This is a genomic window from Hartmannibacter diazotrophicus, assembly GCF_900231165.1.
In the GTDB taxonomy this organism is placed as follows: Bacteria; Pseudomonadota; Alphaproteobacteria; order Rhizobiales; family Pleomorphomonadaceae; genus Hartmannibacter; species Hartmannibacter diazotrophicus.
In genome coordinates this window covers 1,887,303-1,909,449 of the sequence record NZ_LT960614.1, presented here as the reverse complement: position 1 = coordinate 1,909,449, position 22,147 = coordinate 1,887,303, and the positions used below count along the sequence as shown (strand labels likewise).

The following is a 22,147-nucleotide window of genomic DNA, read 5'->3' as shown; positions in this document are numbered from 1 at the left end:
GATCAGTCTTTCCCAAATGGCCGCACGGTCTAGACCGCAAGCACGGATGACACGAGAAGCTGGGTGTAGGGTGCGCGCGGATCGTCGAGCACCCGGTCCGTGAGGCCGCTTTCGACAACATGCCCGTCCTTCATCACGATGATGCGACGGGAGAGGAGTCGGGCGACGGCAAGATCGTGCGTGACGACGATGGCGGCAAGGCCGAGGTCGTTGACGAGGCCGCGAAGCAAGTCGAGCAGCCGTGCCTGAACCGAGACGTCGAGCCCTCCTGTCGGCTCATCCATGAAGACGAGTCGCGGATGAGTGACGAGGTTGCGCGCGATCTGCAGGCGCTGTCGCATGCCGCCGGAAAAGGCGCGCGGCTGGTCGTCGATGCGGTCCGGACCGATCTCGACGCGGCCGAGCCAGTCGATGGCGGTGGAGCGGATGTTGCCGTAGTGACGCTCGCCGACGGCCATCAGGCGCTCGCCGACGTTGGCCCCGGCGGAGACGGCCATGCGCAGGCCATCGGCCGGGTTCTGGTGCACGAAGCCCCAGTCCGTCCGCATCAGGAAGCGCCGCTCGGCCTCGCTCATGTGATAGAGATCGCGCCATTCGCCGTCGCGCATGCGGTAGCTGACCGAGCCCGCGCTCGGCATCAGCCGTGTGGAGAGGCAGTTCAGCAGCGTCGTCTTGCCCGAGCCGGATTCGCCGACGATGGCCAGCACCTCTCCCGGCCAGAGATCGAAGGAGACATTCTCGCAGCCGATGCGCGGGCCGTAGAATTTCGACAGCGCGGAAACGCGCAGCAACGGGTCGTCGCTCATTGCGCCGCCTCCATGGTTTCGCCCGACAGTTCGCCGCGATGACCATCGGCGCGCCGGCCCTCGCAGTGATCGGTATCCGAGCAGACGAACATCCGCCCTCCCCGGTCATCGAGGATCACCTCGTCGAGGTAGACGTTTTCGGCACCGCAAAGCGCGCAGGGACGGTCGAAGGTCTGGATTTCAAAGGGATGATCCTCGAAGTCGAGACTGACGACCTCCGTATAGGGCGGGATCGCGTAGATGCGCTTCTCGCGTCCGGCGCCGAAGAGCTGCAGCGCCTTCGAGCGGTGCATTTTCGGATTGTCGAATTTCGGCGTCGGCGAAGGGTCCATCACGTAGCGGCTCTCGACCTTCACCGGATAGGCATAGGTCGTCGCGATATGGCCGTTGCGGGCGATGTCCTCGTAGAGCTTCACATGCATGAGGCCGTATTCCTCGAGCGCGTGCATCTTGCGCGTCTCGCTCTCGCGCGGCTCCAGGAAGCGCAGCGGCTCTGGGATCGGCACCTGGTAGACGAGCACCTGCCCCTCGGCGAGCGGCTGCTCGGGAATGCGGTGCCGCGTCTGGATGATCGTCGCCTCGGTGGTGCGGGTCGTCACGGCAACGCTCGCGACCTTTTTGAAGAAGGCCCGGATCGAGACGGCGTTGGTGGTGTCGTCCGCGCCCTGGTCGATGACCTTCAGCACGTCGTCGGGTCCGATGATCGAGGCCGTGACCTGCACGCCGCCGGTGCCCCAGCCGTAAGGCATGGGCATCTCGCGGCTGGCGAAAGGCACCTGATAGCCCGGAATGGCGATTGCCTTCAGAATGGCGCGGCGGATCATCCGCTTGGTCTGCTCATCCAGATAGGCGAAGTTGTAGGTGGCAATCTCCTGCGTCGCGCTCATTCGGCCGCCTCCGCTCTCGTGTTTGCGACCGGGGCCTTGCGGGCCGCCTCGTGTTCGGCGCGCATGCGGCGCACCAGATCGAGCTCGGCCTGAAAGTCCACATAGTGCGGCAGCTTCAGGTGCTCCACGAAGCCGGTGGCCTGAACGTTGTCGCAGTGGGACAGCACGAATTCCTGATCCTGCGCCGGGGCGACGATGTCTTCGCCCAGTTCGTCGGCCCGAAGCGCCCGATCGCAGAGCGCCATGGCCATTGCCTTGCGCTCGCTCTGGCCGAAGACGAGGCCATAGCCGCGTGTGAACTGCGGGGGCGACTTGGCCGAGCCTTGAAACTGGTTGACCATCTGGCATTCGGTCAGCCGGATGGTGCCGAGAGGCACGGCGAAGGGAAGTTCGGGGACGTCCAGTTCCAGCTCCACCTCGCCGATGCGGATTTCGCCGACGAAGGGATGCGAGCGGGCATAGCCGCGCTGGGTCGAATAGCCGAGGGCAAGGAGAAAGCCCTCGTCGCCGCGTGCCAATGACTGAAGGCGAAGGTCGCGGTCCATCGGATAGGACGGCGCCTCGCGGGTGATGTCGCCGGCGACGTGATCCTGTGGCATCTCGCCATCGGCCTCGATCAGCCCCTCGCCGGCCATCAGCGACGTGACATGCGGGGTCGGCTGCCAGTCGGCATCGCGCTGCTCGGGCTCGTCGATCTCCGCGCCGGCCGCAAGCTCCGGGTCGAGCAGGCGGTGGGTGTAGTCGAAGGTCGGGCCGAGCAACTGGCCGCCGGGCAGGTCCTTGTAGGTGGCGGAGATGCGCCGCTCCACGTCCATCGCCCCCGTCTCGACCGGCTGGGTATAGCCGAAGCGCGGCAGGGTCGTCCGGTAGGCGCGAACGAGAAAGATCGCCTCGATCATGTCGCCGCGCGCCTGCATGATGGCGAGCGCCGCCAGATCCCGGTCGTAGAGCGAGCCTTCGGACATCACCCGGTCGACACCGAGCGCGAGCTGCTCGACGATCTGGTCGAGGCGCAGCGCCGGCACCGACCGGTCGCCGCGCCGACGGTCGGCGAGCAGCCGGTGCGCATTGGCGATGGCGGTCTCTCCGCCCTTTACGGCGACATACATTTCACGCCTCCTTCGCGGTGATGCGCGTGGTGCGCGGCAGGCAGGCAATGCCCTCCGGGGCCGCGAGGATCACGTCCACGCCGCGCGGGAAACGCTTGTTGTTCCAGCGCCACTGATCGACGAACTGCTCCGGCAGCCCGCGTGACGCCAGCGTTTCAAAACTCTCGATGCCAGGGCCTTCGAGACGAAGCTCCGCGCCGCCGGTGAGGCTCTCCACCTGCATGACCAGCGTGGTGGAGCGGTCGGGATAATCCTGTTCGCCCTGCTTGAAGCTGTCGAGAACGGGAAGATGGCCGCCACCGGCGCAGATCGCGAAGGCGGCCTCCTGGGATCGTGCGACCAGAGGAGTGCCGGCATGAAAGCCGATCCATGCCTTCACAGCCTCGCTCGCGGCGAGATCGGGGGCCAGCCAGACCGAAGTGTCCTGATCGCAGAGCGCGAGGATGACTGCACCCGCGGCCGCGGCCAGCGGTTTGGGCGGATGCGCGAGGTCACTCACCGGGTTGACCCGGCCCGGCCTTGCCATGGCGTCCATCACCGCGCGAAAGATCGACTGGGCGTCGAAGACCAGATTGGCGAAGCCGCCTTCCAGAGACCGAGCGAGCGTTTCCATCAGTCCTCCCCCCGCACCATGGTGAAGAAATCGACCTTCGTGGCGGCCGTTTCGGCGCGCTTCACGTCCCGCGCCTGGTCAAGTCCCTGCCGGAGCGGCGCGAGCACCTTCGCCTCCAGGGTTTCCTGATGCTCCGGTTCCTGCCAGAGCGCGTCGGCAATGGCGGCCAGCCGCGCCTTTTCCTTGTCGCGGCCGAGGGCATAGGCATGGCCGACAACGCCCGAGGCAACCCGGGCGGTTGCCCGCGTGACGCTGGCCTCGCCGACATTGAAGGGCGCACCGCCGCCGCCGATGCGTCCGCGCACGGTCACGAGACCGCATTCCGGTCCGCGCAGCATCTCGGCGTCCAGCGGCAGTCCGGAGGTTGCCATCAGGCGGACAATGTCCTCGCCCGATGCGTGCGCCAAGACAGCCATCGCCGCCTTGCGGCGCTCCTGTTCGTGGACCTCTCCTGACGTCATGCGACCTTGCCTCTTGCAGTCTTTTGCGGAGAGAATTTTCCGCTCAAATTTATCTATTTATCTAGACAACTAGATGAATATTCTCTATTGGTATGAGGAGTTTGTGACGGAGTTATGACGACGTGGCTAAAATTTCCGGACGCCCCCGCAGTGTAGACGTGGAACGCCGCAACGGAATTTCGCTCTGGCGACAGATCGCGGACAGGATCCGTCTCGGCATCGCCAATGGAACGCTCGGCGGCGATGGCCGCCTGCCGCCGGAGGTAGAACTTGCCGCCCTCTACGGCGTCAACCGCCATACGGTGCGCACGGCTATTGCCGCGCTGATGCAGGAGGGACTGCTACGCGCCGAGCAGGGACGGGGAACCTTTGTCGCCAAGCGCAAGAAGCTCTCCTTTCCGATCTCGTCCCGCACGCGCTTTTCGGCCGGCCTCCAGGGGCAGGTCAGCGCCCGCCGCTCGCGGCTCCTGACGCACCGGGTGGAGAAGGCCCCTGCCCGCGTCTCCGACGCCCTCGGGCTTCCCGCCGGAGCAGAGGTCATTCGCCTTGAAACGCTGAGCGAGGCCGACAACTTCCCGCTCACCCGCTCCACCGCCTGGTTCGACGCCGAGCGGTTTTCGGGTTTTGCCGAAGCCTTTGCCGAACTCGGGTCGATCACCCTCTCCTACCGGCGCTACGGCATCGAGGACTATCTGCGCCGGTCCACGGTCATCTCCGCGCGCCATGCCGACGTCGACGACCTTGAAGACCTGCGGCTTGCGCCCGGTGCGATCGTGCTGGTCGCCGTCGCGATCAACGTCGATCTCGACGGGCGGCCGATCCAGTTTGCCGAAACCCGTTTTGCCGCCGACCGCGTCGAACTGTCGATCGCGATCGACGATGTCGTGCCCTGATCCGGGAATTCGCTCCGGGGCACCGGCGGGTTCAGGCCGTCCAGCGCTCAGATGAAGAAGCGACGGAGCTGCTGCGACAGCAAGTCGGTCAGCACAACGGTGATGACGATGACCACAAGAATCGCGGCGGCCTGCGGATAGTAGAAGCCGCGGATCGATTCAAAGAGAACCTGGCCGATGCCGCCGGCGCCGATGACGCCAAGCACGGTCGCGGCGCGGACGTTCGATTCGAATCGGTAGAGCGAATAGGAGATCCAGAGCGGCAGCACCTGCGGAATGACGCCGTAGACGACTTCCTGCACTTTGGTCGCGCCGGTCGTCCGGATTGCCTCCACAGGGCGCGGGTCGATGGCCTCGACCGCCTCGGAAAAGAGCTTGGCGAGAATGCCCGTCGTGTGGATGAACAGCGCCATCACACCGGCGAAGGGGCCGAGCCCGACCGCGACGACGAAGAGCACCGCCCAGACGATCTCGTGGATGGCGCGGAAGAAGTCCATCAACCGCCGGCAGGGCTGGAGAATATACCAGGGCACCATGTTGTGGGCCGAGAGGATGCCGAAGGGGATCGCCAGAAGGACCGCCAGGAATGTGCCCCAGAGGGCGATCTGGACGGTGACGACCATCTCCTGAAGATAGAAATCCCAGTCGGAAAAATCCGGGTGCGCGAAGCCGCTGGCGTATTGCGCCATGTTGTCGGCGTCGGTGAAGAGATAGGTCCAGCGGCCCATCTCGGCCGGTCCGGAACTCCAGGCAAGGGCCAGCAGGAGCGCGCCGGCGATTCCCCCGTTACGCAGAGTGCGCGGCCAGTCCCGCGCGGCGCCCGCCAGCTTTTCCGCCTCGGCTCGCGTGTCCGCGACATTCGTCATGCGTCGGTCCTCATTCTCAACAGGCAAGAGCCGGCGCAAGCGAGGAAGGTCCCGCCCGTGCACCGGCGAACGGGAACGGGCCGAGGGCCCGCTCCACTTGTCGTCCATTCCAGGATCAGCTCTGGCCCTTGGCCTTGATCTTGGCTTCGTAGCTGGCCTTTTCAGCCTCAAGCTTCTCGATCGTTGCCTTCTTCTCGTCGGCCGAGACCTTGTCGTCGACCTGAAGCTGGGCAATCTTCTTGGAGAGTTCCATCACGCGGATCGGCAGGAGCTGATCGTTGTCGGAAGCGCGGAAGGGCGCCCACTCCAGACCCGCAAGGACTTCCTTCTCATGGGCCATGTCGCCCTTGGAGTTTTCCGTGCCGTAGCTCAGCATGAAGTCGCGGACCTTATCCTTGGTCTCCTGCGGCAGCTCGCTGTTCCAGACGATCGGGTCGGACGGGATCAGCGGCGACTTCCAGATGATCTTGATCTTCTTGAAAGCTTCCGGCTGGTTCTTCTCGATCAGGGCGAGGTTCTCGGTGTTGTTGCTCGCCGCGTCGACCTGGCCGTTGGCCACCGCCATCGCGTTGGTCTCGTGGTTGGCGTTGGTGACGTTCTTGAAGCATTCCTTCGGGTCGACGCCGTTGGCGGCGAAGACGAAGGTCATCGGCACCAGGAAGCCGGAGGTCGAGTTCGGATCGCCGAGACCGAAGTTCAGCGTCTTGTCGCACTTCAGCAGGTCGTCGAGGCTGCTCAGCTTGGAATCGGCCGGCGCAAGGATCAGCGACCAGTAGCCGGGGTTGCCACCGGCATCGACGGTCTGGGCGAAGATCTCACCGTGGGCGCGGTCAACCGCTTCCATCGCCGACTTGTTGCCAAACCAGGCAACGTCCACCTTGCCGAAGCGCATGCCTTCGATCACGCCGGCATAGTCCGACGCGAAGAAGGGGTTCACGGTGAAGCCGGTCTGCTTCTCCATGTCGGCCAGGAAGGGCTCCCACTTCGGGCGCAGGTTCTGCTGGCTCTCGGTGGAGATGATGCCGAAGTTGATCTCGGTCGCTTGCGCAACCGCGACCTGGGCGACGCCGGCCATCACGGTGGCGGCAGCAAGGGTCTTGAAAAAGGCGTTCATTCGTCTTGTCCCTGTCTTCCTCGGGGTGTCGGTCAGCGTCCGGCCTTTGGGCCGATCCGCCGGCGATTGGGATCGAGGAGCGCAAGCGACACCGTTTCGCGCGACGAGACCGCCGGGCGATGCGTGACATGCCTGCAATGCTGCTCCCCTCACGGCATCGGAAAAACGCGCGGGACCCTCCGTCCCCACCATCCGAAGCCGCTTCTACGCTCCGATCTCTTCGAAGCGTCAGACCGCGGCGACCGGCGTCAGGCCGGCCTGCGGTTTGCTCGACGGGATGGGCCGGGCGATTGCCACCTCGGCCGCTTCATCGCCGCCCGGCAACGTCAGATCCTCGGCTTCAAGCCCGTAAAGGTCCTTCAGAAAATCGTCCGTCAGTGCCGTCGACGGGCCGTCGTAGACCACCTGCCCCGCCCGCATGGCGATCGTGCGCGGGCAGTAGGCGCGGGCATACTCGACCTGATGCAGGGAGACGACGGCCGTGATGCCTTCCTTGGCATTGATGTCGGAGAGAACGTCCATCACCCGCCGCGCCGATGCCGGATCGAGCGATGCGATCGGCTCGTCGGCAAGAAGAATGCGCGCCTGCTGGACAAGGGTGCGGGCGATGGCGGCGCGCTGCTGCTGGCCGCCCGACAGGGTCGATGCGCGCTGCCAGACGACATTCGGAATGCCGACGCGGGCGAGCGCCGAGCGGGCCAGCGCCTTTTCCTCCGGATTGAAGAGCCCGAGCGTTCCGCGCCAGGACGGAATCCGTCCGAGTACGCCGAGCAGCACATTGGTCAGGACCGGCAGGCGGGAAACCAGATTGAATTGCTGGAAGACGACACCGATCTCGCGGCGCATGCGGCGCGCACCCGGGGCCAACCGGCCGGACGCCTGCATCCGCTCGCCGAAGATCTCCACCACCGACTGGCCGCTGTCCGCCCTCTCAAGGCCCGCAAGATGGCGGATCAGGGTGGATTTTCCCGAGCCGGATGCGCCGATCAGCGCGACCATCTCGCCCTGTCGAATCTCGAGGTTGACGCCCTTCAAGGCCTGGAACCGGCCGAAGGTCTTGGAAAGATGGCGAACGGAGATGGCTGTCATTGGCTGGTCCCGTCGTCTTCAGTTTCGCTGTTGAGGGGCCAATTGCCCCAAGTTTCCCGCCTTGAGCGCGCAGAGCCTCAGGCGACCTTTTCGGAAACGCCGATCCGCCGATCGGCATCCTCGCCTGCGAGGCTCTCGTACTTGTCGAGGAAATCGCCGGCATCGAGCTTGCGGAAATCGTCGAGCGCCGCCCTGAGGCGTGCGTGATCCCAGTCCCACCAGGCCAGCATCTGCATCCGCCGCGCGGTCTCCTCATCGAAGCGGCGCCGGATGACCTTCGCCGGCACGCCGCCGACAATCGTGTAGGGTTCGACATCGCGGCTGACGACGGCTCCGGCTCCGACGACGGCTCCGTCGCCGATCGTCACACCGGAAAGGATGGTGGCACCGTGCCCGATCCAGACATCGTGACCGATGGTGACGGCGTGACTGCGCCGCCAGTCGAAGAAGCCCTCTTCGTCCTCGGCGTCGTCAAAATAGTCGCCGGCGCGATAGGTGAAATGGTGCAGCGTCGCCCGGTCCACCGGATGGTTCGGCGCGTTGATCCGAACGGACGAGGCGATGTTGGCGAACTTGCCGATCGTCGCGCACCAGACCGCGCAGCCCTGCATCAGATAGGAATAGTCGCCGAGGACGGTTTCGGAGAGGCGGCAATGCTCGGAAACCTCGGTAAATCGGCCAAGCGTCGAGCTTTCAATGCTCGACGTCCCGTCCACCACAGGCGTTTCCGAATATTTCGCCATTCCGCCACCGCGCAAAACAAGCAACAACCCGAAAGGACACTGTCGAGCGGAACTCTTCCACTCGGCAGATGCCATTTCCATGAAGGGAGTATTTGTCTAATTTTCTAGACAACTAACTCCGTTGTTTTTTATTTAACGGCATGGGGTGACAGGACGATGACAAAGACGCGCCCTCCTGCCGGCAATCAATTCCGGACACCAAATTCAGCTGATGAAATGGGGATAAGCCGAGGCAGGCCCACCGGAAAACCCGGCTCAACATCCGGAGCAACTGTCGGGCGTCCGCCTCGCCAGGGACAAAAAAGAACCCGCCCCGCATCGTCATCATGACCATGCGGGGCGGGTCGATTCAGATTTCAGCGCGACCCGGATTGAAATCCGGGTCGCTATCCTGGACCTGTCAGGCGGTTATTCGGCCGCCTGACTTGCCGACAGCGCGTAGACCCGCGCCGCGCAGAACTTGAACTCCGGAATGAGCCCATAGGGGTCGAGAGCCGGGTTGGTCAGGAGGTTGGCGGCCGCCTCGGCGTAGCAGAAGGGCATGAAGATCATTCCCATCGGCACGTCCCGGTCCGAGCGCGCCTTGATCTCCACCGCGCCGCGGCGGGTTTCCAGACGCATCGTATCGCCGGGCTGAAGACCAAGCTCGTAGAGCTGCTTCGGCGCCATGAAGGCGACGGCCTCCGGCTCCAGAGCATCGAGCACGCCCGCGCGCCTTGTCATCGAGCCCGTGTGCCAGTGTTCCAGCACGCGGCCCGTCGACAGGATCATCGGGTACTCGAGATCAGGCACCTCGTCCGGCGGGACGATCGCGGCCGGCACGATCTTGGCGCGGCCATTCTCCGTCGGGAAACCGGCGTGGAAAATGATCTCGTTGCCGGGCTGGTCGGGCGAGTCGACCGGATAGGTCACCGCTCCCTCACGCACCAGGCGCTCCCAGGTGATGTTGTTGAAGGACGGCATGGTTTGCGCCATCTCGGCGAATACATCCGCCGGCCCTTCGTAGGTCCAGTCGAGGCCAAGACGCTTGGCGATCTCCTGGATGATCCACCAGTCCTGCCGCGCATCGCCCGGAGGATTGACGACCGGGTTGGCAAGCTGCACGCGCCGGTCGGTGTTGGTGAAGGTTCCCGCCTTCTCGGCGAAGGCCGAGGCCGGGAGCACCACGTCCGCATGGAAAGCTGTCTCGGTGAGGAACAGGTCCTGCACGACGAGATGGTCGAGCATCGCGAGCGCACCGCGGGCATGGTTGAGGTCCGGGTCCGACATCGCCGGATTTTCGCCCTCGACATACATGCCGTTGATCTCGCCATCGTGGATGGCACGCATGATCTCGACGACGGTCAGGCCCTTCTTCGGATCGAGTTCCTGGCCCCAGAACTCCTGGAAGAACTGCCGCACAACCGGCTTTTCCACCGACTGATAGTCCGGATAGACCATCGGGATGAGGCCCGCGTCGGACGCACCCTGCACGTTGTTCTGGCCGCGGAGCGGATGAAGGCCCGTGCCGGGACGGCCGATCTGGCCGGTGGTCAGCGCCAGAGCGATCAGGCAGCGGGAATTGTCCGTGCCGTGGACATGCTGGCTGATGCCCATGCCCCAGAAGATGATCGAGCTCTTGGCCTTTGCGTAGAGCCGTGCGACCTCGCGCAGGGTCTCCGCGTCAATGCCGCAGACACCGGCCATCTTCTCCGGCGTGAAGTCGACGATCTTCTCCTTGAGCTCCTCGAAGTTCTCGGTGTAGGCCGCGACATACTGCTCGTCGTAGAGCTTTTCCGTGATGATCACGTTCAGCATGGCGTTCAGCATCGGCACGTCGGCGCCGTTCTTGAAGGCCATGTGCTTGTAGGCGTGGCGCGACAGAGCCTGCCGGCGCGGATCCATCACGATCAGCTTGGCGCCCTTCTGCTTCACCGCGTTCTTGATGAAGGTCGCCGCGACCGGGTGGTTCACGGTCGGGTTGGCACCGATGACGATGATCACTTCGGCGTCGAGTGCGGCCGAGAAGGGAGCGGACACCGCGCCCGAGTTGAGACCTTCCATGAGCGCGGCCACCGACGAGGCGTGGCAAAGACGCGTGCAGTGGTCGACGTTGTTGGAGCCGAAGCCGAGGCGCACGAGCTTCTGGAAGAGATAGGCCTCTTCGTTGGAGCCCTTGGCCGAGCCGAAGCCGGCGAGCGCCTTGCGGCCCTTCTCGTCGCGGATCTTCTTCAGGCCGCCGGCGGCAAAGTCCAGCGCCTCTTCCCAGCTTGCCTCGCGGAAATGGGTCCACGGATTGGCCGGATCGACCTGATCGTTCAGGTCCTTCGGCACATTCGGAAGGCGGATCAGCGGCTTGGTCAGCCGATGCGGATGCTGGATATAGTCGAAGCCGAAGCGACCCTTGACGCAGAGGCGATTGTGGTTGGCCGGGCCGTCGCGTCCCTCGGCGTAGACGATCTTCTCGTCCTTGACCTTGTAGGACACCTGGCAGCCGACGCCGCAATAGGGGCAGAGCGAGTTGACCTCACGGTCGGGGTAGACCGTGCGCGTCTGGCTGTCGTCGAGATAGGCGGCGGGCATCAGCGCGCCCGTCGGGCAGGCCTGGACGCATTCGCCGCAGGCAACGCAGGTCGACTCGCCCATCGGATCGTCGAAATCGAAGACGATCTTCGCCTCGGACGACCGGTAGGCCATGCCGATCACGTCGTTGACCTGGACCTCGCGGCAGGCGCGGACGCAAAGGTTGCACTGGATGCAGGCATCAAGGTTGACCCGCATCGCCGGGTGGCTGGCATCCGTCGCCCAGCGCTCCACAGACGGGAAGCGGCTCTCGGAAATCTCGACGAAATCCGCCTGCTTCCAGAAATGGGAGTCCGGATCGTGCGACGTCTCGCGCTCGGGCTGATCGGCGACCAGAAGTTCCAGAACCATCGCGCGGGCGCTGGTGGCGCGGGCGCTTTCGGTCTTCACCTTCATGCCGACGCCGGGCGTGCGCTTGCACGAGGCTGCAAGGACGCGCTCGCCCTCGATTTCCACCATGCAGGCGCGGCAGTTGCCGTCCGGCCGGTAGTCCACGGCATCCTTGTGGCAAAGATGCGGAATATGCGTGCCGAGCCGCTGGGCCACCTGCCAGATGGTCTCGCCGGGCATCGCTTCGACCTGCTGGCCGTCAAGCTCGAAAGCGATGCCCGGAGGGCTCGCGATCTTGTCGGCGTTGATGGCGCCGCTCGGCTGGATTCCAGCCTGGCCGCCGGCCTTGGTTCCATGCGAATAGCTTCCGCCGGCCGCAGGTCGAGGCTGCGAAGCGTTTCCACCCGCATGCTGCAGGCCGTCGGTTTCCAGATCCTTGGGCTCGTTGCCCCTGTTGTCCGTGCTCATGAATTCGCTCCTCTCGCCTATTCCGCCGCCATCGGGTGGTCAGGGAACAGTTCGGGGAAAAACTTGATGACGCTCGTCAGCGGATTGGAGGCCGCCTGACCGAGGCCGCAGATCGAGGCATCGCGCATGCATTGCGACAGTTCGCCGAGGAGCTCGGTGTCCCAGATGCTGTTTTCCATCAGCATGCGGGCCTTTTGCGTGCCGACACGGCAGGGCGTGCACTGGCCGCAGGATTCGTCCTCGAAGAAGCGCATCAGGTTGAGCGCCGCGCCGCGAATATCGTCCTTGTCCGACAAAACGATGACCGCCGCCGAACCGATGAAGCAGCCGTATTTTTCCAGCGTGCCGAAGTCGAGCGGGATGTCGTTCATCGCCGCCGGCAGAATGCCGCCCGAGGCGCCACCCGGCAGGTAGGCCGCGAAGGAGTGCCCGTCGCTCATGCCGCCGCAGTGGTTGTCGATGAGTTCCTGAATGGTGAGGCCGGCGGGGGCGAGCTTCACGCCCGGTTCCTTGACGCGGCCCGACACCGAATAGGACCTGAGGCCAACGCGGCCATTGGCACCGTGGCTCTTCCACCAGTCCGCGCCCTTCTCGATCAGGTCACGGATCCAGTAGAGTGTCTCGACATTGTTGATCAGCGTCGGTCTGCCGAAAATGCCGACCTGGAAGGGGAACGGCGGCTTGTGACGCGGCAGACCGCGCTTGCCTTCGATCGACTCGATCAGAGAGGATTCCTCGCCGCAGATATAGGCGCCCGCGCCACGGCGCAGGTGAAGGGTCGGGCCGCCAGCCGGCAGCTTCTCGATTTCGGCCGCGAGGATCGCGCGGGAAATCGGATATTCGTCGCGGATATAGATGTAGACGTCCGTTGCCTCGACGACATGGGCACCGATCAGGGTGCCTTCAAGGAAGCGATGCGGATCGGTGTTCAGATAGAACTGATCCTTGATGGTGCCGGGCTCGCCTTCGTCACCGTTGACGGCCATCAGGCGCGGACCGGGCTCGCCGCGCACGGAGCGCCACTTTCGCCCCGTCGGGAAGCCGGCGCCGCCGAGGCCGCGCAGGCCGCCGTCGTCGAGCACCTTCAGGATATCCTCGACATCGAGGTCGCCCGAGCGGAGCCGTTCGAGCGTCTTGTAGCCGCCGGCCGCGCGATAAGCGTCATAGTCGACATAGTCCGGCACATGCGGATGGGTGTCCTGGTGCATGACCGCCGCCTTGACCTTGTCAACGTCGGCCTTGTGCAGGAAGTTGTGGCCGACCTCGACGGCGGGAGCGTGATCGCACAGACCGACGCAGGGGGCGCGGACCACCCTCACGTCTTCGCCGAGCACCTGCTGGAGTTCGGCGAGCAGCTTTTCCGCTCCGAACATCGCGCAGGTCAGGCTGTCGCAAACCCGCACCGTGAGCGCAGGAACGTTGGCCTCGCCCTCCTTGATCACGTCGAAGTGGGCATAGAAGGTCGCGGTCTCGAACACCTCGGCGAAGGCAAGCCCCATTTCGTCGGCGAGTGCCGCGAGATGTGCCGCCGAAATCTGTCCATATGTGTCCTGGACGAGGTGGAGGTGCTCGATCAGCAGATCGCGCTGGCGCGACGCATCGCCCAGCAGCGCCTCGATCTCCATTTTCGCGTGGGGGTCGACCTGCCTGCCCTTGGGGATCGGCCTTGCCCGGATCATCCCGCGACCGGGATGCTCGAAACGCCGTACAGTCCCGTCCCGAGGGGTGCCATGATCACTCATTCAACGTTCCTCGCCTTCTTTTCTTGCCGTTCGCCAGCCACAGAAATTTGCCTAAACGATTTAGCGCCTTACACTCTTACCCCTCGTTCGCGGGGCGCCAGAGAACGGCTTCGGCTTGTCTCACAGATATTATGTATACCAGTTAGGTGCGGTATCAGGAACGGAATCCAATAGCAAAAAAAGAATAAATTCTTTTCCGCCTGCCGAGGTCGGGCCTGAAGCCGCTCAATTTCCGCCATAAGGATGAATACGCATCACAAAATCAATATGCTGGACGAATGACAACTTTCAACCCTAGCGTATGGCACTGCAGACCCTGCCGTGATCGCAAGAAAAATCATGCATAATTTCCATTGTCGGAAATTCTTGCATGAAATAACAGGATAATGACATTGCGACCCTGCGAATTCGACGTCATCGGACACATTTTCTCGCCCTCTGCCGGTTCTCCGGTTGCCTGTCGGAATGGCTCCGTCAGGCTCGCACGGGGCGAGAAAAGCCGGACAGCGGCGGAAGACAGCCACGATCGGCATTCAGGCAGCACGAGCCGGCCGGCCTTGCTCCATCGTTTTTGATGACCAGCATGCCCGTTCCTCCCAGCGTCCTGACCAGCCTTGATGTTGCCCGCAAGACCATTTGCGACGGACTTGCGCCGGTCGCCCCTTGCCACGTGCCGTTGTCGGAGGCTCTGGGACTGATCGCGGCGGCGACCCTGCCGCTGCCGGCCCCGGTTCCGTCTGTCGCCCAGGCAGCCAAAGACGGCTGGGCGGTCTTCTCGGCCGATATTGCCGGAGCATCGTCCTATTCCCCCGTGGTCCTGCCGCAGACGCCGGCCTGGATCAACGCGGGAGACGACCTGCCGGCCAACAGCGACTGCGTGCTCGATCCCGGCCAGCTTTCCGACGAGGGCGCTTTCGCCGAGGTGTTCGCGGAGGCACGACCCGGCGAGGGCACGCGTCCGGCCGGCTGCGATCTGCCCTCGGGTGACAGCCCTCTTTCGGCCGGCCGCCGGATCGACGCCTTCGATCTTGCCGCGTGTCGACGGGCCGGCATCGAAACGGTCGCGGTTCGACGCCCGAAGGTCCGCATCGTCAACGCGGCCGGTCGCGGGCATGACCGGACGACCTGCCAACTGATCAAGGACCGGCTGGACGTGCTCGGCGCTTTGACATTCCTGGAAGATTGCCCAAATCATTCAGAGGAGATCGTTGCGGCGATCCGGTCGGCTCCGGCCGATCTTTGCATTGTCGTCGGCGGGACCGGCTTCGGGGAAGACGATCGTACCGTCGAGGCGCTGTCGACCTCCGGCATGCTGCTCGCTCACGGCCTTGCCCTATCGCCCGGGCGCACCACCGCGACCGGACGATGGGAAGGGATGCCGATCATCGCCCTGCCGGGCCTGCCGGAGCAGGCGTTCGGCGGCCTGTTGGCTCTGGTGGAGCCCTCCATCCACCTTCTTGCGGGGAGCGATGGGCCTGCATTGGCAATGCGTTCGCTTGCCCGCAAGATCAGTTCGACCGTGGGGGTGTCGGAAATCGCGCTTCTTCAGAGCCATGGCGACGGCTGGATGCCGATCTCCGTCAGCGACCTCACTCTCGCCTCGGTCCGTCGTGCCGACGCCTGGGCACTCATTCCAGCGGCAAGCGAAGGGCTTGGCGCCGGCAGCCCGCTGGCCGCCGCCCTCCTCCGCCCAAGGGACGTTACAGGATCATGAACGACCAGAGCCCGTCGAAGGCCGCTACGGACCAGCAGCAATTCCTGACCGTACTCAGTCGCGAAGACGCCATCGCGCGGTTCGATGCCGCGCTGTTTCCGCGCCCGCTGCAACGCGAATCCGCGCCGCTGGCGACGGCGCTGCGCCGTGTGCTCGCCGCCGACATCCTCGCGCCGATCGACGTGCCGCCATTCGATCGCTCCGCGGTCGACGGCTTTGCCGTGCGGGCCGCGGATCTCAAGGATGCGTCCGACGCTTCCCCCCGCATTCTCCAGCTCAACGACGAGGTGATTCACTGCGGCGTCCTGCCGAAGGCGACCGTCACCGGAGGCACAGCGACGCCGATCGCGACCGGCGGCCCCTTGCCGCGCGGTGCCGACGCGGTCGTCATGGTCGAGCACACGGCCCCGGCCGACCGGACGAGCATCGAGGTCCGGCGCAGTGCGATTCCCGGCCAGTTCATTTCGGGCGCTGGCTCGGACATGGCGCGCGGCGAGACGGTGTTGCGCGAAGGCACGCTCGTCGGATCGCGCGAGATCGGCATGCTCGCCGCCTGCGGCATTGCCGAGGTCGAGGTCGTCCGTCGTCCAAGGGTCGCGGTTCTGTCGACCGGCGACGAACTGGTGCAGCCGGGCGATGTGCTGCCGCCGGCCGGCATCTACGACGCCAACGGGCCGATTGTCACCGCCGCAGTGGAAGAGAACGGCGGCGAGGCCGATTTTCTCGGCGCCATCCCGGACGATGCGGAAAAGCTCGAAGCCGCGATGCGAAAGGCGCTCGCGGAGAGCGACATGCTCATCCTCTCCGGCGGCACCTCAAAGGGCGCCGGCGACCTGACCCATCAGCTGATCGCCCGGCTCGGTTCGCCCGGCATTATTGCCCATGGCGTTGCCCTGAAGCCCGGCAAGCCGCTCTGCCTTGCGGTCTGCGACGGCAAGCCGGTCATCGTACTGCCCGGCTTTCCGACCTCAGCGATGTTCACCTTCCACGACATCATCGTGCCCGTGCTGCGGCGGCTGGCGGGCCTGCCGGAGACGAGCGAGGAGCACGTCTCGGCGCGCGTGCCGCTGCGCGTTGCCTCCGAACTCGGGCGGGACGAATTCGTCATGGTCTCGCTGATGGAGGGCGCTGACGGTCTCGTCGCTTACCCTTCGGGCAAAGGCTCCGGAGCGGTCACGTCCTTTGCGCAGGCCGACGGATTCCTGCGGATCGAGGCGCTGGCCGACCATTTGCCGAAGGACAGCAAGGCCGAGGTGCGCCTTTTGACGCCAAGCGTCCGGATTCCGGATCTGGCTGTCATCGGCAGCCATTGCGTCGGCCTCGATATCCTTCTCACGCCGCTTGTCCGCCAGCGCCTCACCGTCCGCACGATGGCTGTCGGCAGTCTTGGCGGACTTGCCGCCGCCAAGCGCGGCGAATGCGACCTTGCCCCGATCCATCTGCTCGATCCGAAGACGGCCGATTACAACACGCCATTCCTCTCCGAGGGCCTGGAACTCGTGCCCGGCTGGAAACGGATGCAGGGCATCGTCTTTCGCCCCGACGACAGCCGGTTCGCCGGAAAATCGGTCGAGGCGGCTCTTTCCAGCGCCCTCGCCGATCACGATTGCCTGATGGTCGGACGCAACCAGGGCTCCGGGACCCGCATCCTGATCGACCGGCTGCTGAAGGACGCCCGGCCGGACGGTTACTGGAACCAGCCGAAATCGCACGCCGCCGTCGCGGCCGCCGTCGCGCAAAGACGCGCAGATTGGGGCATTGCCATCGGCCCGGTGGCCGAGCGCCTCGGGCTCGGCTTCATCCCCGTCACCGAAGAACACTATGACTTCGCGCTCGTCTCCGATCGCCGGGGCCGGCCGGCCGTCTCCGCCTTTCTTGAGGCACTGGCGTCGAATGAGGTGCGCGATGCGTTGAAAGCGGCGGGCTTCACCCCATCCTAAAGAGGACGGCTGGTCGGCAAGCCGGACCTGCGCTTGACCGGCCGCGCCGGCACTGCAACAAACAATCATTCCCGAGAAGAATTCAAAAGAAACAAGGAGGCAGTTCGGTCCATGGCGCAGCTAACGGATGACTGCTTTGCTTTTGGCGGCCCGATGCTCGGTGTCGAGGAGGCCCAGCAGTTGCTTGCCGAGCGCCTTTCGCCCGTCGACGGAACGGAGCGTCTGCCGCTCATGGAGGCCGACGGCCGCATTCTCGCCCACGACCTTGTCGCGCCCCAGTCGCTGCCGCCCTTCACCAACTCCGCCGTCGACGGCTACGCGATCGGGGGCGATGACCTTCCGTCGGACGCCGAAGGCATCTTCCGTGTCGCCGGACGTCTGCAGGCCGGCGCCGACGCAGGCCTTGAGGTTTCGCGCGGCGAAGCGGTGCGCATCTTCACCGGCGCCGCCATGCCCAAGGGGGCCGACACGGTCTTCATGCAGGAGGATGTGCGCGTTGCCGACGACGGCACGGTGGCGCTGCCGGCCGGCCTGAAGCCTGGCGCCAATGTCCGTCCGGCCGGCGAAGACATCGTTGAGGGGGAAAGGATCCTTGCCGCAGGCCACCTGCTCCGCCCGCAGGATGTCGCGCTCGCCGCAGCGCTCGGCCTGACAGGCCTTGAGGTTCGTCGCCGCCTCAAAGTCGCGGTGTTTTCGACCGGCAATGAGATTGTCGCGCCGGGTCAACCACGCCTGCCCTCGCAGCTCTACGATTCCAACCGCTACATGCTGGCGGCCATGCTGAAGCGGCTCGGCTGCAGCGTCAGCGATCTCGGCATTCTGCCGGACGATGCCGACATCATCGCCGAAACGCTGAGGCAAGCGGCCAGCGGGCGCGACCTCATCCTGACCTCCGGCGGCGTTTCTGCCGGCGAGGCCGATCTCGTCCGGACGGCCGTCGACCGGATTGGCCGGCTCCATTTCTGGCGCGTGGCGATCAAACCCGGCCGGCCCGTGGCGATGGGAACGATCGACGGTGCGGCCTTCATGGGCCTGCCCGGCAATCCGGTCGCAAGCTTCGTCACCTTCGCCCATCTCGTGCGCTCGGCCGTTGCCGCGCTTTCCGGCGCGTTGCCGCCTGCCCCGATTGCCCTGCCGGTGCGCGCCGACTTTTCCTACAAGAAGAAGGCCGGCCGCCGCGAATATGTTCGTGTCCATCTCGACAGATCGTCCGAGGGGAAAGCGAGCGTGCGGAAGTTTCGCAAGGAAGGCGCCGGTATGATGTCCTCATTGACCCAGACCGACGGACTTGTCGAACTCGGCGAGGACATCGACGCCGTTCGCCCTGGCGACCAGGTTCGCTTCTTTCCCTATTCCAGTCTTTTCTGACCGTGGGAGGCCTTGCCCAGATGACGGCAAGCGAATTCGACTACCTGACGACCAAGGAACTTGCCGACCTCCTCCGCATCAAGGAACGCAAGGTCTACGATCTGGCGGCGAACGGCGAAGTGCCCTGCGCGCGGGTCGTGGGAAAGCTGCTTTTTCCGCGCACAGACATCGAAGCCTGGATCGCCTCGTCGCGGTCGGGTCCGGTGCCGGCCAAGACGCTGCCGCCGGAGATTCTGGCCGGCAGCCACGACCCGCTGCTGGAATGGGCGCTGAGGGAATCCGGCTCGGGCCTTGCCGCCTTCTTCGACGGCAGTCTCGATGGTCTCGACCGGCTGGCGCGGGGCGCCGCCCTGACCGCTGGCATGCATGTGCCGGACGGCGAGGACGGATGGAATATCGGCTTCGTGCGCGGCGCCCTCGGCGACCAGCCGGTAGTGCTGATCGAATTCGCCAAGCGTCAGCGCGGGTTGATCGTCGCTCAGGGCAACCCGCACAGTGTCTCGGGACTTGCTGATATCAAGACGCTAAGGGTCGCCCGCCGGCAACCGACCTCCGGCAGCCAGCATCTGATCGAAGCCCTGCTGCGCTCGGCCGGCCTCGATCCGGACACGCTTGCGGGTCCGCCCACCCCGGCACGCACCGAGACCGACGCCGCGCTCATGATTCTGGACGGCAAGGCGGACGCCATCATCGGGCTTCCGGCGCTTGCCGCCCAGTACCACCTCGATTTCGTGCCCCTTGTCGAGGAGCGTTTCGATCTTCTCGTCTGGCGCCGGGCCTATTTCGAGAAGCCGTTCCAGGATCTTCTGGCGTTTTTCCGCTCTGAGTCCTTCCTGCAGCGTGCGGCCGAAATGCCCGGCTATGACGTCAGCGGTCTCGGCACGGTGCATTTCAACGGGGCGTCCTAGACAGGAACGCCGACTGCAGGAACACGGATGCAGACCTGAAAAAGGCCGCCTCGCCAGAACGAGACGGCCTTTTCCGTTCTCAACCTGTTGACGCAGCCGTCAGCCGTTCACGGCCGCCGCGTTCGGGAAGAAGAGCTGCTGGCCGTCGATCTTGTAGCCGGCGATGGTGTCCTGGCCATCCTTGGACAGCAGCCAGTCGATGAAGGCCTGGCCTTCCTTTGCCTTCACGGACGTGCACTTCTCCGGGTTCACCAGCATGACGCCATACTGGTTGAAGAGCTTCGGGTCGCCCTCGACGGCGATCTTGTAGTCGCCCTTGTTGCCGAAGGAGATCCAGGTCGCGCGGTCGGTCAGGACATAGGCGCCCATCGCGGTGCCGGTGTTGAGGGTCGCACCCATGCCCGAACCGGTCTCGCGATACCAGTCGCCCGAGGAGGATTTCGCATCGATGTCGGCGGCCTTCCAGAGCTGCATTTCGGCCTTGTTGGTGCCGGAATCGTCACCGCGCGAGGCGAAGGGCGACTTGGTCTCGGCGATCTTCTTCATCGCAGCCACGACATCCTTGGAGCCGGCGACACCAGCCGGGTCGCTCGGCGGGCCGACGATGACGAAGTCGTTGTACATCACGTCGGAGCGCTTCAACGCGCCGCCGGAGGCGACGAACTTCTCCTCGGCCGACTTGGCATGGACGAACAGCACGTCGCCGTCGCAGTTGCCCGCATTCTTGATCGCCTGCCCGGTGCCGACCGCCACGACGCGCACGTCGATGCCGGCCTTTTCCTTGAAGATCGGCAGCATGTAGTCGAACAGGCCGGAGTTCTGCGTCGAGGTCGTGGACTGCACGACGATGAAGGGATCTTCCGCGAACGCCTGCTGGGTCGCCGATCCGATGAGGAGGCCGGCGACGAGAAGCGTCCCCGTTCCCATGTGCCGGAAAAACTTGCGCATATCCTTCTCCCAGTTTCTTGAGTTGGTCTTCGTCCTCGTGCGCACCGTTCCGGCGCGCTGTTATTCCACCAGTTCGCCGGCAAGGAAGGCCTCGGCCACCTTGGAAGCGGGACGGTCGAAGAAGTCGTCGGCCGGCGAACGTTCGGCGACGCGGCCCCGGCTCAGAAAGACAATGTCGCCGGCGATCCGGCGCGCCTGACCCATGTCGTGGGTGACCATGACCACCTTGGTGCCCACCGCGACGACGCCTTGGATGAGATCCTCGATCTTGCGGGTCGACGTGGGGTCGAGGCTGGAGGTCGGCTCGTCGAGAAAGAGAACCTCGGGCCGGCAGGCGATGGCCCGAACGAGCGCCAGGCGCTGCTGCTCCCCGCCGGAAAGCGAGCGCGCACGCTGGCGCGCCTTGTCCGCCAGATCGCCCAGCGCCAGAAGATCTGCAATCCTGCGCTTGCGATCGCGCCAGCCGACCCCGCAGGCCTTGAGCGCGAAGTCGACATTCGCCGCAACGGAGCGGCGCAGGACCACGGGCCGCTGAAACACCATCGCCTGGCGCAGCCGGATCGCCGCCGACATTGGCTCGCCGCCATAGGCGACGCTTCCCGATTGAGTCTCGAGAAGCCCATGCATCAGGCGAAGCGTCAGGCTCTTGCCCGCCCCGTTCGGTCCCAGAATGACGGTCGGCTCACCTGCCTCGATCCGGAGGCCCTCGATCCGCACGAGGTCACGCCCTCCGGCCGAATAGGACACGTCGGTCATGACGATGGGCAGGCTGGTCGTTCCACCGACCGCGCGGCGATCCGTTGCGGCCTGAGAAACGCCGACAGCCGGCGGCTCGTCCGGCGATGCATCGGCCAGGCGGCGATCAAGCATGGGCGGCCTCGGAGGTCGACGCGCCGATGATGCTGAGCAGGGCGTTGATGGTGATGGCCAGGAGAATCAGGATCGCCCCGAGAGCCATGGCGAGCGAGAGATTGCCCTTCGAGGTCTCGAGCGCGATGGTCGTCGTCATGACGCGGGTCACGTGATTGATGTTGCCGCCGACGATGATCACGGCGCCGACTTCCGCGATTGCGCGGCCGAACCCGGCCAGCAAGGCGGTCAGCAGGCTCTGACGGGCGTCCCAAAGCAGGGTCGGCACCGACGACAGGCGGGAAATCCCGAAGGAGCGAAGCTGTTCGGCGTATTCGGCGTCGAGGTCCGTTATGACCTGCCGCGTCAGCGCCGCCAGGATCGGCGTTACCAGAATGAACTGCGCGATGATCATTGCAGTCGGTGTGTAGAGCAGATGCAGAACGCCGAGCGGCCCGGCGTTCGAGAGCATCAGATAGACGCCCAGGCCCACAACCACAGGCGGCAGCCCCATCATGGCGTTGAGGAGCAGAATCGCGATCCCGCGACCGGGGAAACGTCCGACCGCCAGCAGCGCGCCAATTGGCATGCCGAAAAGCGCCGCCAGAAAGACGGCAAACAGCGACACCCGCAAGGACAAGCCGACGATGGCCCAGAGTTCGGCGTCCCCGGAAAGGATCAAACCAAAGGCTTGCGCAAATTCGTGTGCAAAATCCTGCATAATTTACCGTGCAACG

At 65.0% G+C, this 22,147-nt stretch carries 19 protein-coding genes; 5 read left to right on the top strand and 14 right to left on the bottom strand.

Translation table 11 applies throughout. From position 1 onward, the window contains the following. Positions 1-29: 29 nt before the first annotated feature. From phnK to phnG, 5 genes are read right to left on the bottom strand one after another with little or no spacing between them, the layout of a single operon-like run. Positions 30-806: a phosphonate C-P lyase system protein PhnK gene (gene phnK, locus HDIA_RS08895; RefSeq protein WP_099555844.1), complete on the bottom strand. Its 777-nt coding sequence runs from the start codon at positions 804-806 to the stop codon at positions 30-32. After that, complete coding sequence (locus tag HDIA_RS08890) at positions 803-1,693, bottom strand: alpha-D-ribose 1-methylphosphonate 5-phosphate C-P-lyase PhnJ (protein ID WP_099555843.1); 891 nt, start codon at positions 1,691-1,693, stop codon at positions 803-805. Before HDIA_RS08890 ends, phnK begins: the two co-directional genes overlap by 4 nt. Beyond that, positions 1,690-2,802, bottom strand: a complete 1,113-nt coding sequence (locus tag HDIA_RS08885) for a carbon-phosphorus lyase complex subunit (RefSeq protein ID WP_099555842.1) — start codon at positions 2,800-2,802, stop codon at positions 1,690-1,692. The genes HDIA_RS08890 and HDIA_RS08885 overlap by 4 nt, the downstream gene beginning before the upstream one ends. A 1-nt stretch (position 2,803) precedes the next feature. Beyond that, the gene (gene phnH / locus HDIA_RS08880; RefSeq protein ID WP_099555841.1) at positions 2,804-3,415 is read right to left on the bottom strand and encodes a phosphonate C-P lyase system protein PhnH; all 612 of its coding nucleotides are present in this window, start codon (positions 3,413-3,415) and stop codon (positions 2,804-2,806) included. Then, positions 3,415-3,876 carry a phosphonate C-P lyase system protein PhnG gene (gene phnG / locus HDIA_RS08875; protein ID WP_162292623.1) on the bottom strand — a complete coding sequence of 154 codons (462 nt, stop codon included), beginning with the start codon at positions 3,874-3,876 and terminating at the stop codon, positions 3,415-3,417. The genes phnH and phnG overlap by 1 nt, the downstream gene beginning before the upstream one ends. Before the next feature lie 131 nt (positions 3,877-4,007). On the opposite strand from phnG, the gene phnF reads away from it, so the two are divergent. Continuing rightward, complete coding sequence (phnF, locus tag HDIA_RS08870; protein WP_099558788.1) at positions 4,008-4,769, top strand: phosphonate metabolism transcriptional regulator PhnF; 762 nt, start codon at positions 4,008-4,010, stop codon at positions 4,767-4,769. Between the two features lie 47 nt (positions 4,770-4,816). Here phnF and phnE read toward each other — a convergent pair whose 3' ends face one another. The 6 genes from phnE to HDIA_RS08840 form a co-directional block, all read right to left on the bottom strand. Then, the gene (gene phnE, locus HDIA_RS08865) at positions 4,817-5,635 is read right to left on the bottom strand and encodes a phosphonate ABC transporter, permease protein PhnE (protein WP_099555840.1); all 819 of its coding nucleotides are present in this window, start codon (positions 5,633-5,635) and stop codon (positions 4,817-4,819) included. Positions 5,636-5,750: 115 nt separating this feature from the next. Then, a complete protein-coding gene (phnD, locus tag HDIA_RS08860) occupies positions 5,751-6,749 on the bottom strand; it encodes a phosphonate ABC transporter substrate-binding protein (protein ID WP_099555839.1) in 999 nt (332 codons plus the stop codon). Between the two features lie 228 nt (positions 6,750-6,977). After that, complete coding sequence (gene phnC / locus HDIA_RS08855; RefSeq protein ID WP_099555838.1) at positions 6,978-7,838, bottom strand: phosphonate ABC transporter ATP-binding protein; 861 nt, start codon at positions 7,836-7,838, stop codon at positions 6,978-6,980. Between the two features lie 77 nt (positions 7,839-7,915). Continuing rightward, positions 7,916-8,581, bottom strand: coding sequence for a DapH/DapD/GlmU-related protein (locus tag HDIA_RS08850; RefSeq protein ID WP_099558787.1), 666 nt, complete (start codon positions 8,579-8,581; stop codon positions 7,916-7,918). A 408-nt stretch (positions 8,582-8,989) separates the two neighbouring features. Then, positions 8,990-11,941 carry a formate dehydrogenase subunit alpha gene (gene fdhF, locus HDIA_RS08845; RefSeq protein WP_099555837.1) on the bottom strand — a complete coding sequence of 984 codons (2,952 nt, stop codon included), beginning with the start codon at positions 11,939-11,941 and terminating at the stop codon, positions 8,990-8,992. Between the two features lie 17 nt (positions 11,942-11,958). After that, complete coding sequence (locus HDIA_RS08840) at positions 11,959-13,683, bottom strand: NAD(P)H-dependent oxidoreductase subunit E (protein WP_099555836.1); 1,725 nt, start codon at positions 13,681-13,683, stop codon at positions 11,959-11,961. 583 nt (positions 13,684-14,266) lie between these two features. Here HDIA_RS08840 and HDIA_RS08835 point away from each other — a divergent pair. The 4 genes from HDIA_RS08835 (at position 14,267) to HDIA_RS08820 (ending at position 19,613) form a co-directional block, all read left to right on the top strand. After that, positions 14,267-15,397, top strand: coding sequence for a molybdopterin-binding protein (locus HDIA_RS08835; RefSeq protein ID WP_162292622.1), 1,131 nt, complete (start codon positions 14,267-14,269; stop codon positions 15,395-15,397). Beyond that, positions 15,394-17,337 carry a molybdopterin biosynthesis protein gene (locus HDIA_RS08830; protein WP_099555834.1) on the top strand — a complete coding sequence of 648 codons (1,944 nt, stop codon included), beginning with the start codon at positions 15,394-15,396 and terminating at the stop codon, positions 17,335-17,337. The genes HDIA_RS08835 and HDIA_RS08830 overlap by 4 nt, the downstream gene beginning before the upstream one ends. 111 nt (positions 17,338-17,448) lie before the next feature. Then, positions 17,449-18,705 carry a molybdopterin molybdotransferase MoeA gene (gene moeA, locus HDIA_RS08825; protein WP_099555833.1) on the top strand — a complete coding sequence of 419 codons (1,257 nt, stop codon included), beginning with the start codon at positions 17,449-17,451 and terminating at the stop codon, positions 18,703-18,705. 20 nt (positions 18,706-18,725) lie between these two features. Beyond that, the gene (locus HDIA_RS08820) at positions 18,726-19,613 is read left to right on the top strand and encodes a helix-turn-helix transcriptional regulator (protein ID WP_099555832.1); all 888 of its coding nucleotides are present in this window, start codon (positions 18,726-18,728) and stop codon (positions 19,611-19,613) included. A 99-nt stretch (positions 19,614-19,712) separates the two neighbouring features. On the opposite strand, the gene HDIA_RS08815 is transcribed toward HDIA_RS08820, so the two are convergent. The 3 genes from HDIA_RS08815 to HDIA_RS08805 form a co-directional block, all read right to left on the bottom strand. Further along, positions 19,713-20,540 (bottom strand): ABC transporter substrate-binding protein, encoded by an 828-nt coding sequence (locus tag HDIA_RS08815; RefSeq protein WP_099558786.1) that lies wholly within the window; start codon positions 20,538-20,540, stop codon positions 19,713-19,715. 81 nt (positions 20,541-20,621) lie between these two features. Then, positions 20,622-21,431, bottom strand: coding sequence for an ATP-binding cassette domain-containing protein (locus HDIA_RS08810; RefSeq protein ID WP_099555831.1), 810 nt, complete (start codon positions 21,429-21,431; stop codon positions 20,622-20,624). Then, positions 21,424-22,131, bottom strand: coding sequence for an ABC transporter permease (locus HDIA_RS08805; RefSeq protein ID WP_099555830.1), 708 nt, complete (start codon positions 22,129-22,131; stop codon positions 21,424-21,426). The genes HDIA_RS08810 and HDIA_RS08805 overlap by 8 nt, the downstream gene beginning before the upstream one ends. Between the last annotated feature and the right edge of the window lie 16 nt (positions 22,132-22,147).

Coding starts and splice junctions, on each gene's coding strand:
- phnK (WP_099555844.1), bottom strand. CDS start 806: ATGAGCGACGACCCGTTGCTGCGCGTTTCCGCGCTGTCGAAATTCTAC.
- HDIA_RS08890 (WP_099555843.1), bottom strand. CDS start 1,693: ATGAGCGCGACGCAGGAGATTGCCACCTACAACTTCGCCTATCTGGAT.
- HDIA_RS08885 (WP_099555842.1), bottom strand. CDS start 2,802: ATGTATGTCGCCGTAAAGGGCGGAGAGACCGCCATCGCCAATGCGCAC.
- phnH (WP_099555841.1), bottom strand. CDS start 3,415: ATGGAAACGCTCGCTCGGTCTCTGGAAGGCGGCTTCGCCAATCTGGTC.
- phnG (WP_162292623.1), bottom strand. CDS start 3,876: ATGACGTCAGGAGAGGTCCACGAACAGGAGCGCCGCAAGGCGGCGATG.
- phnE (WP_099555840.1), bottom strand. CDS start 5,635: ATGACGAATGTCGCGGACACGCGAGCCGAGGCGGAAAAGCTGGCGGGC.
- phnD (WP_099555839.1), bottom strand. CDS start 6,749: ATGAACGCCTTTTTCAAGACCCTTGCTGCCGCCACCGTGATGGCCGGC.
- phnC (WP_099555838.1), bottom strand. CDS start 7,838: ATGACAGCCATCTCCGTTCGCCATCTTTCCAAGACCTTCGGCCGGTTC.
- HDIA_RS08850 (WP_099558787.1), bottom strand. CDS start 8,581: ATGGCGAAATATTCGGAAACGCCTGTGGTGGACGGGACGTCGAGCATT.
- fdhF (WP_099555837.1), bottom strand. CDS start 11,941: ATGAGCACGGACAACAGGGGCAACGAGCCCAAGGATCTGGAAACCGAC.
- HDIA_RS08840 (WP_099555836.1), bottom strand. CDS start 13,683: ATGAGTGATCATGGCACCCCTCGGGACGGGACTGTACGGCGTTTCGAG.
- HDIA_RS08835 (WP_162292622.1), top strand. CDS start 14,267: ATGCCCGTTCCTCCCAGCGTCCTGACCAGCCTTGATGTTGCCCGCAAG.
- HDIA_RS08830 (WP_099555834.1), top strand. CDS start 15,394: ATGAACGACCAGAGCCCGTCGAAGGCCGCTACGGACCAGCAGCAATTC.
- moeA (WP_099555833.1), top strand. CDS start 17,449: ATGGCGCAGCTAACGGATGACTGCTTTGCTTTTGGCGGCCCGATGCTC.
- HDIA_RS08820 (WP_099555832.1), top strand. CDS start 18,726: ATGACGGCAAGCGAATTCGACTACCTGACGACCAAGGAACTTGCCGAC.
- HDIA_RS08815 (WP_099558786.1), bottom strand. CDS start 20,540: ATGGGAACGGGGACGCTTCTCGTCGCCGGCCTCCTCATCGGATCGGCG.
- HDIA_RS08810 (WP_099555831.1), bottom strand. CDS start 21,431: ATGCTTGATCGCCGCCTGGCCGATGCATCGCCGGACGAGCCGCCGGCT.
- HDIA_RS08805 (WP_099555830.1), bottom strand. CDS start 22,131: ATGCAGGATTTTGCACACGAATTTGCGCAAGCCTTTGGTTTGATCCTT.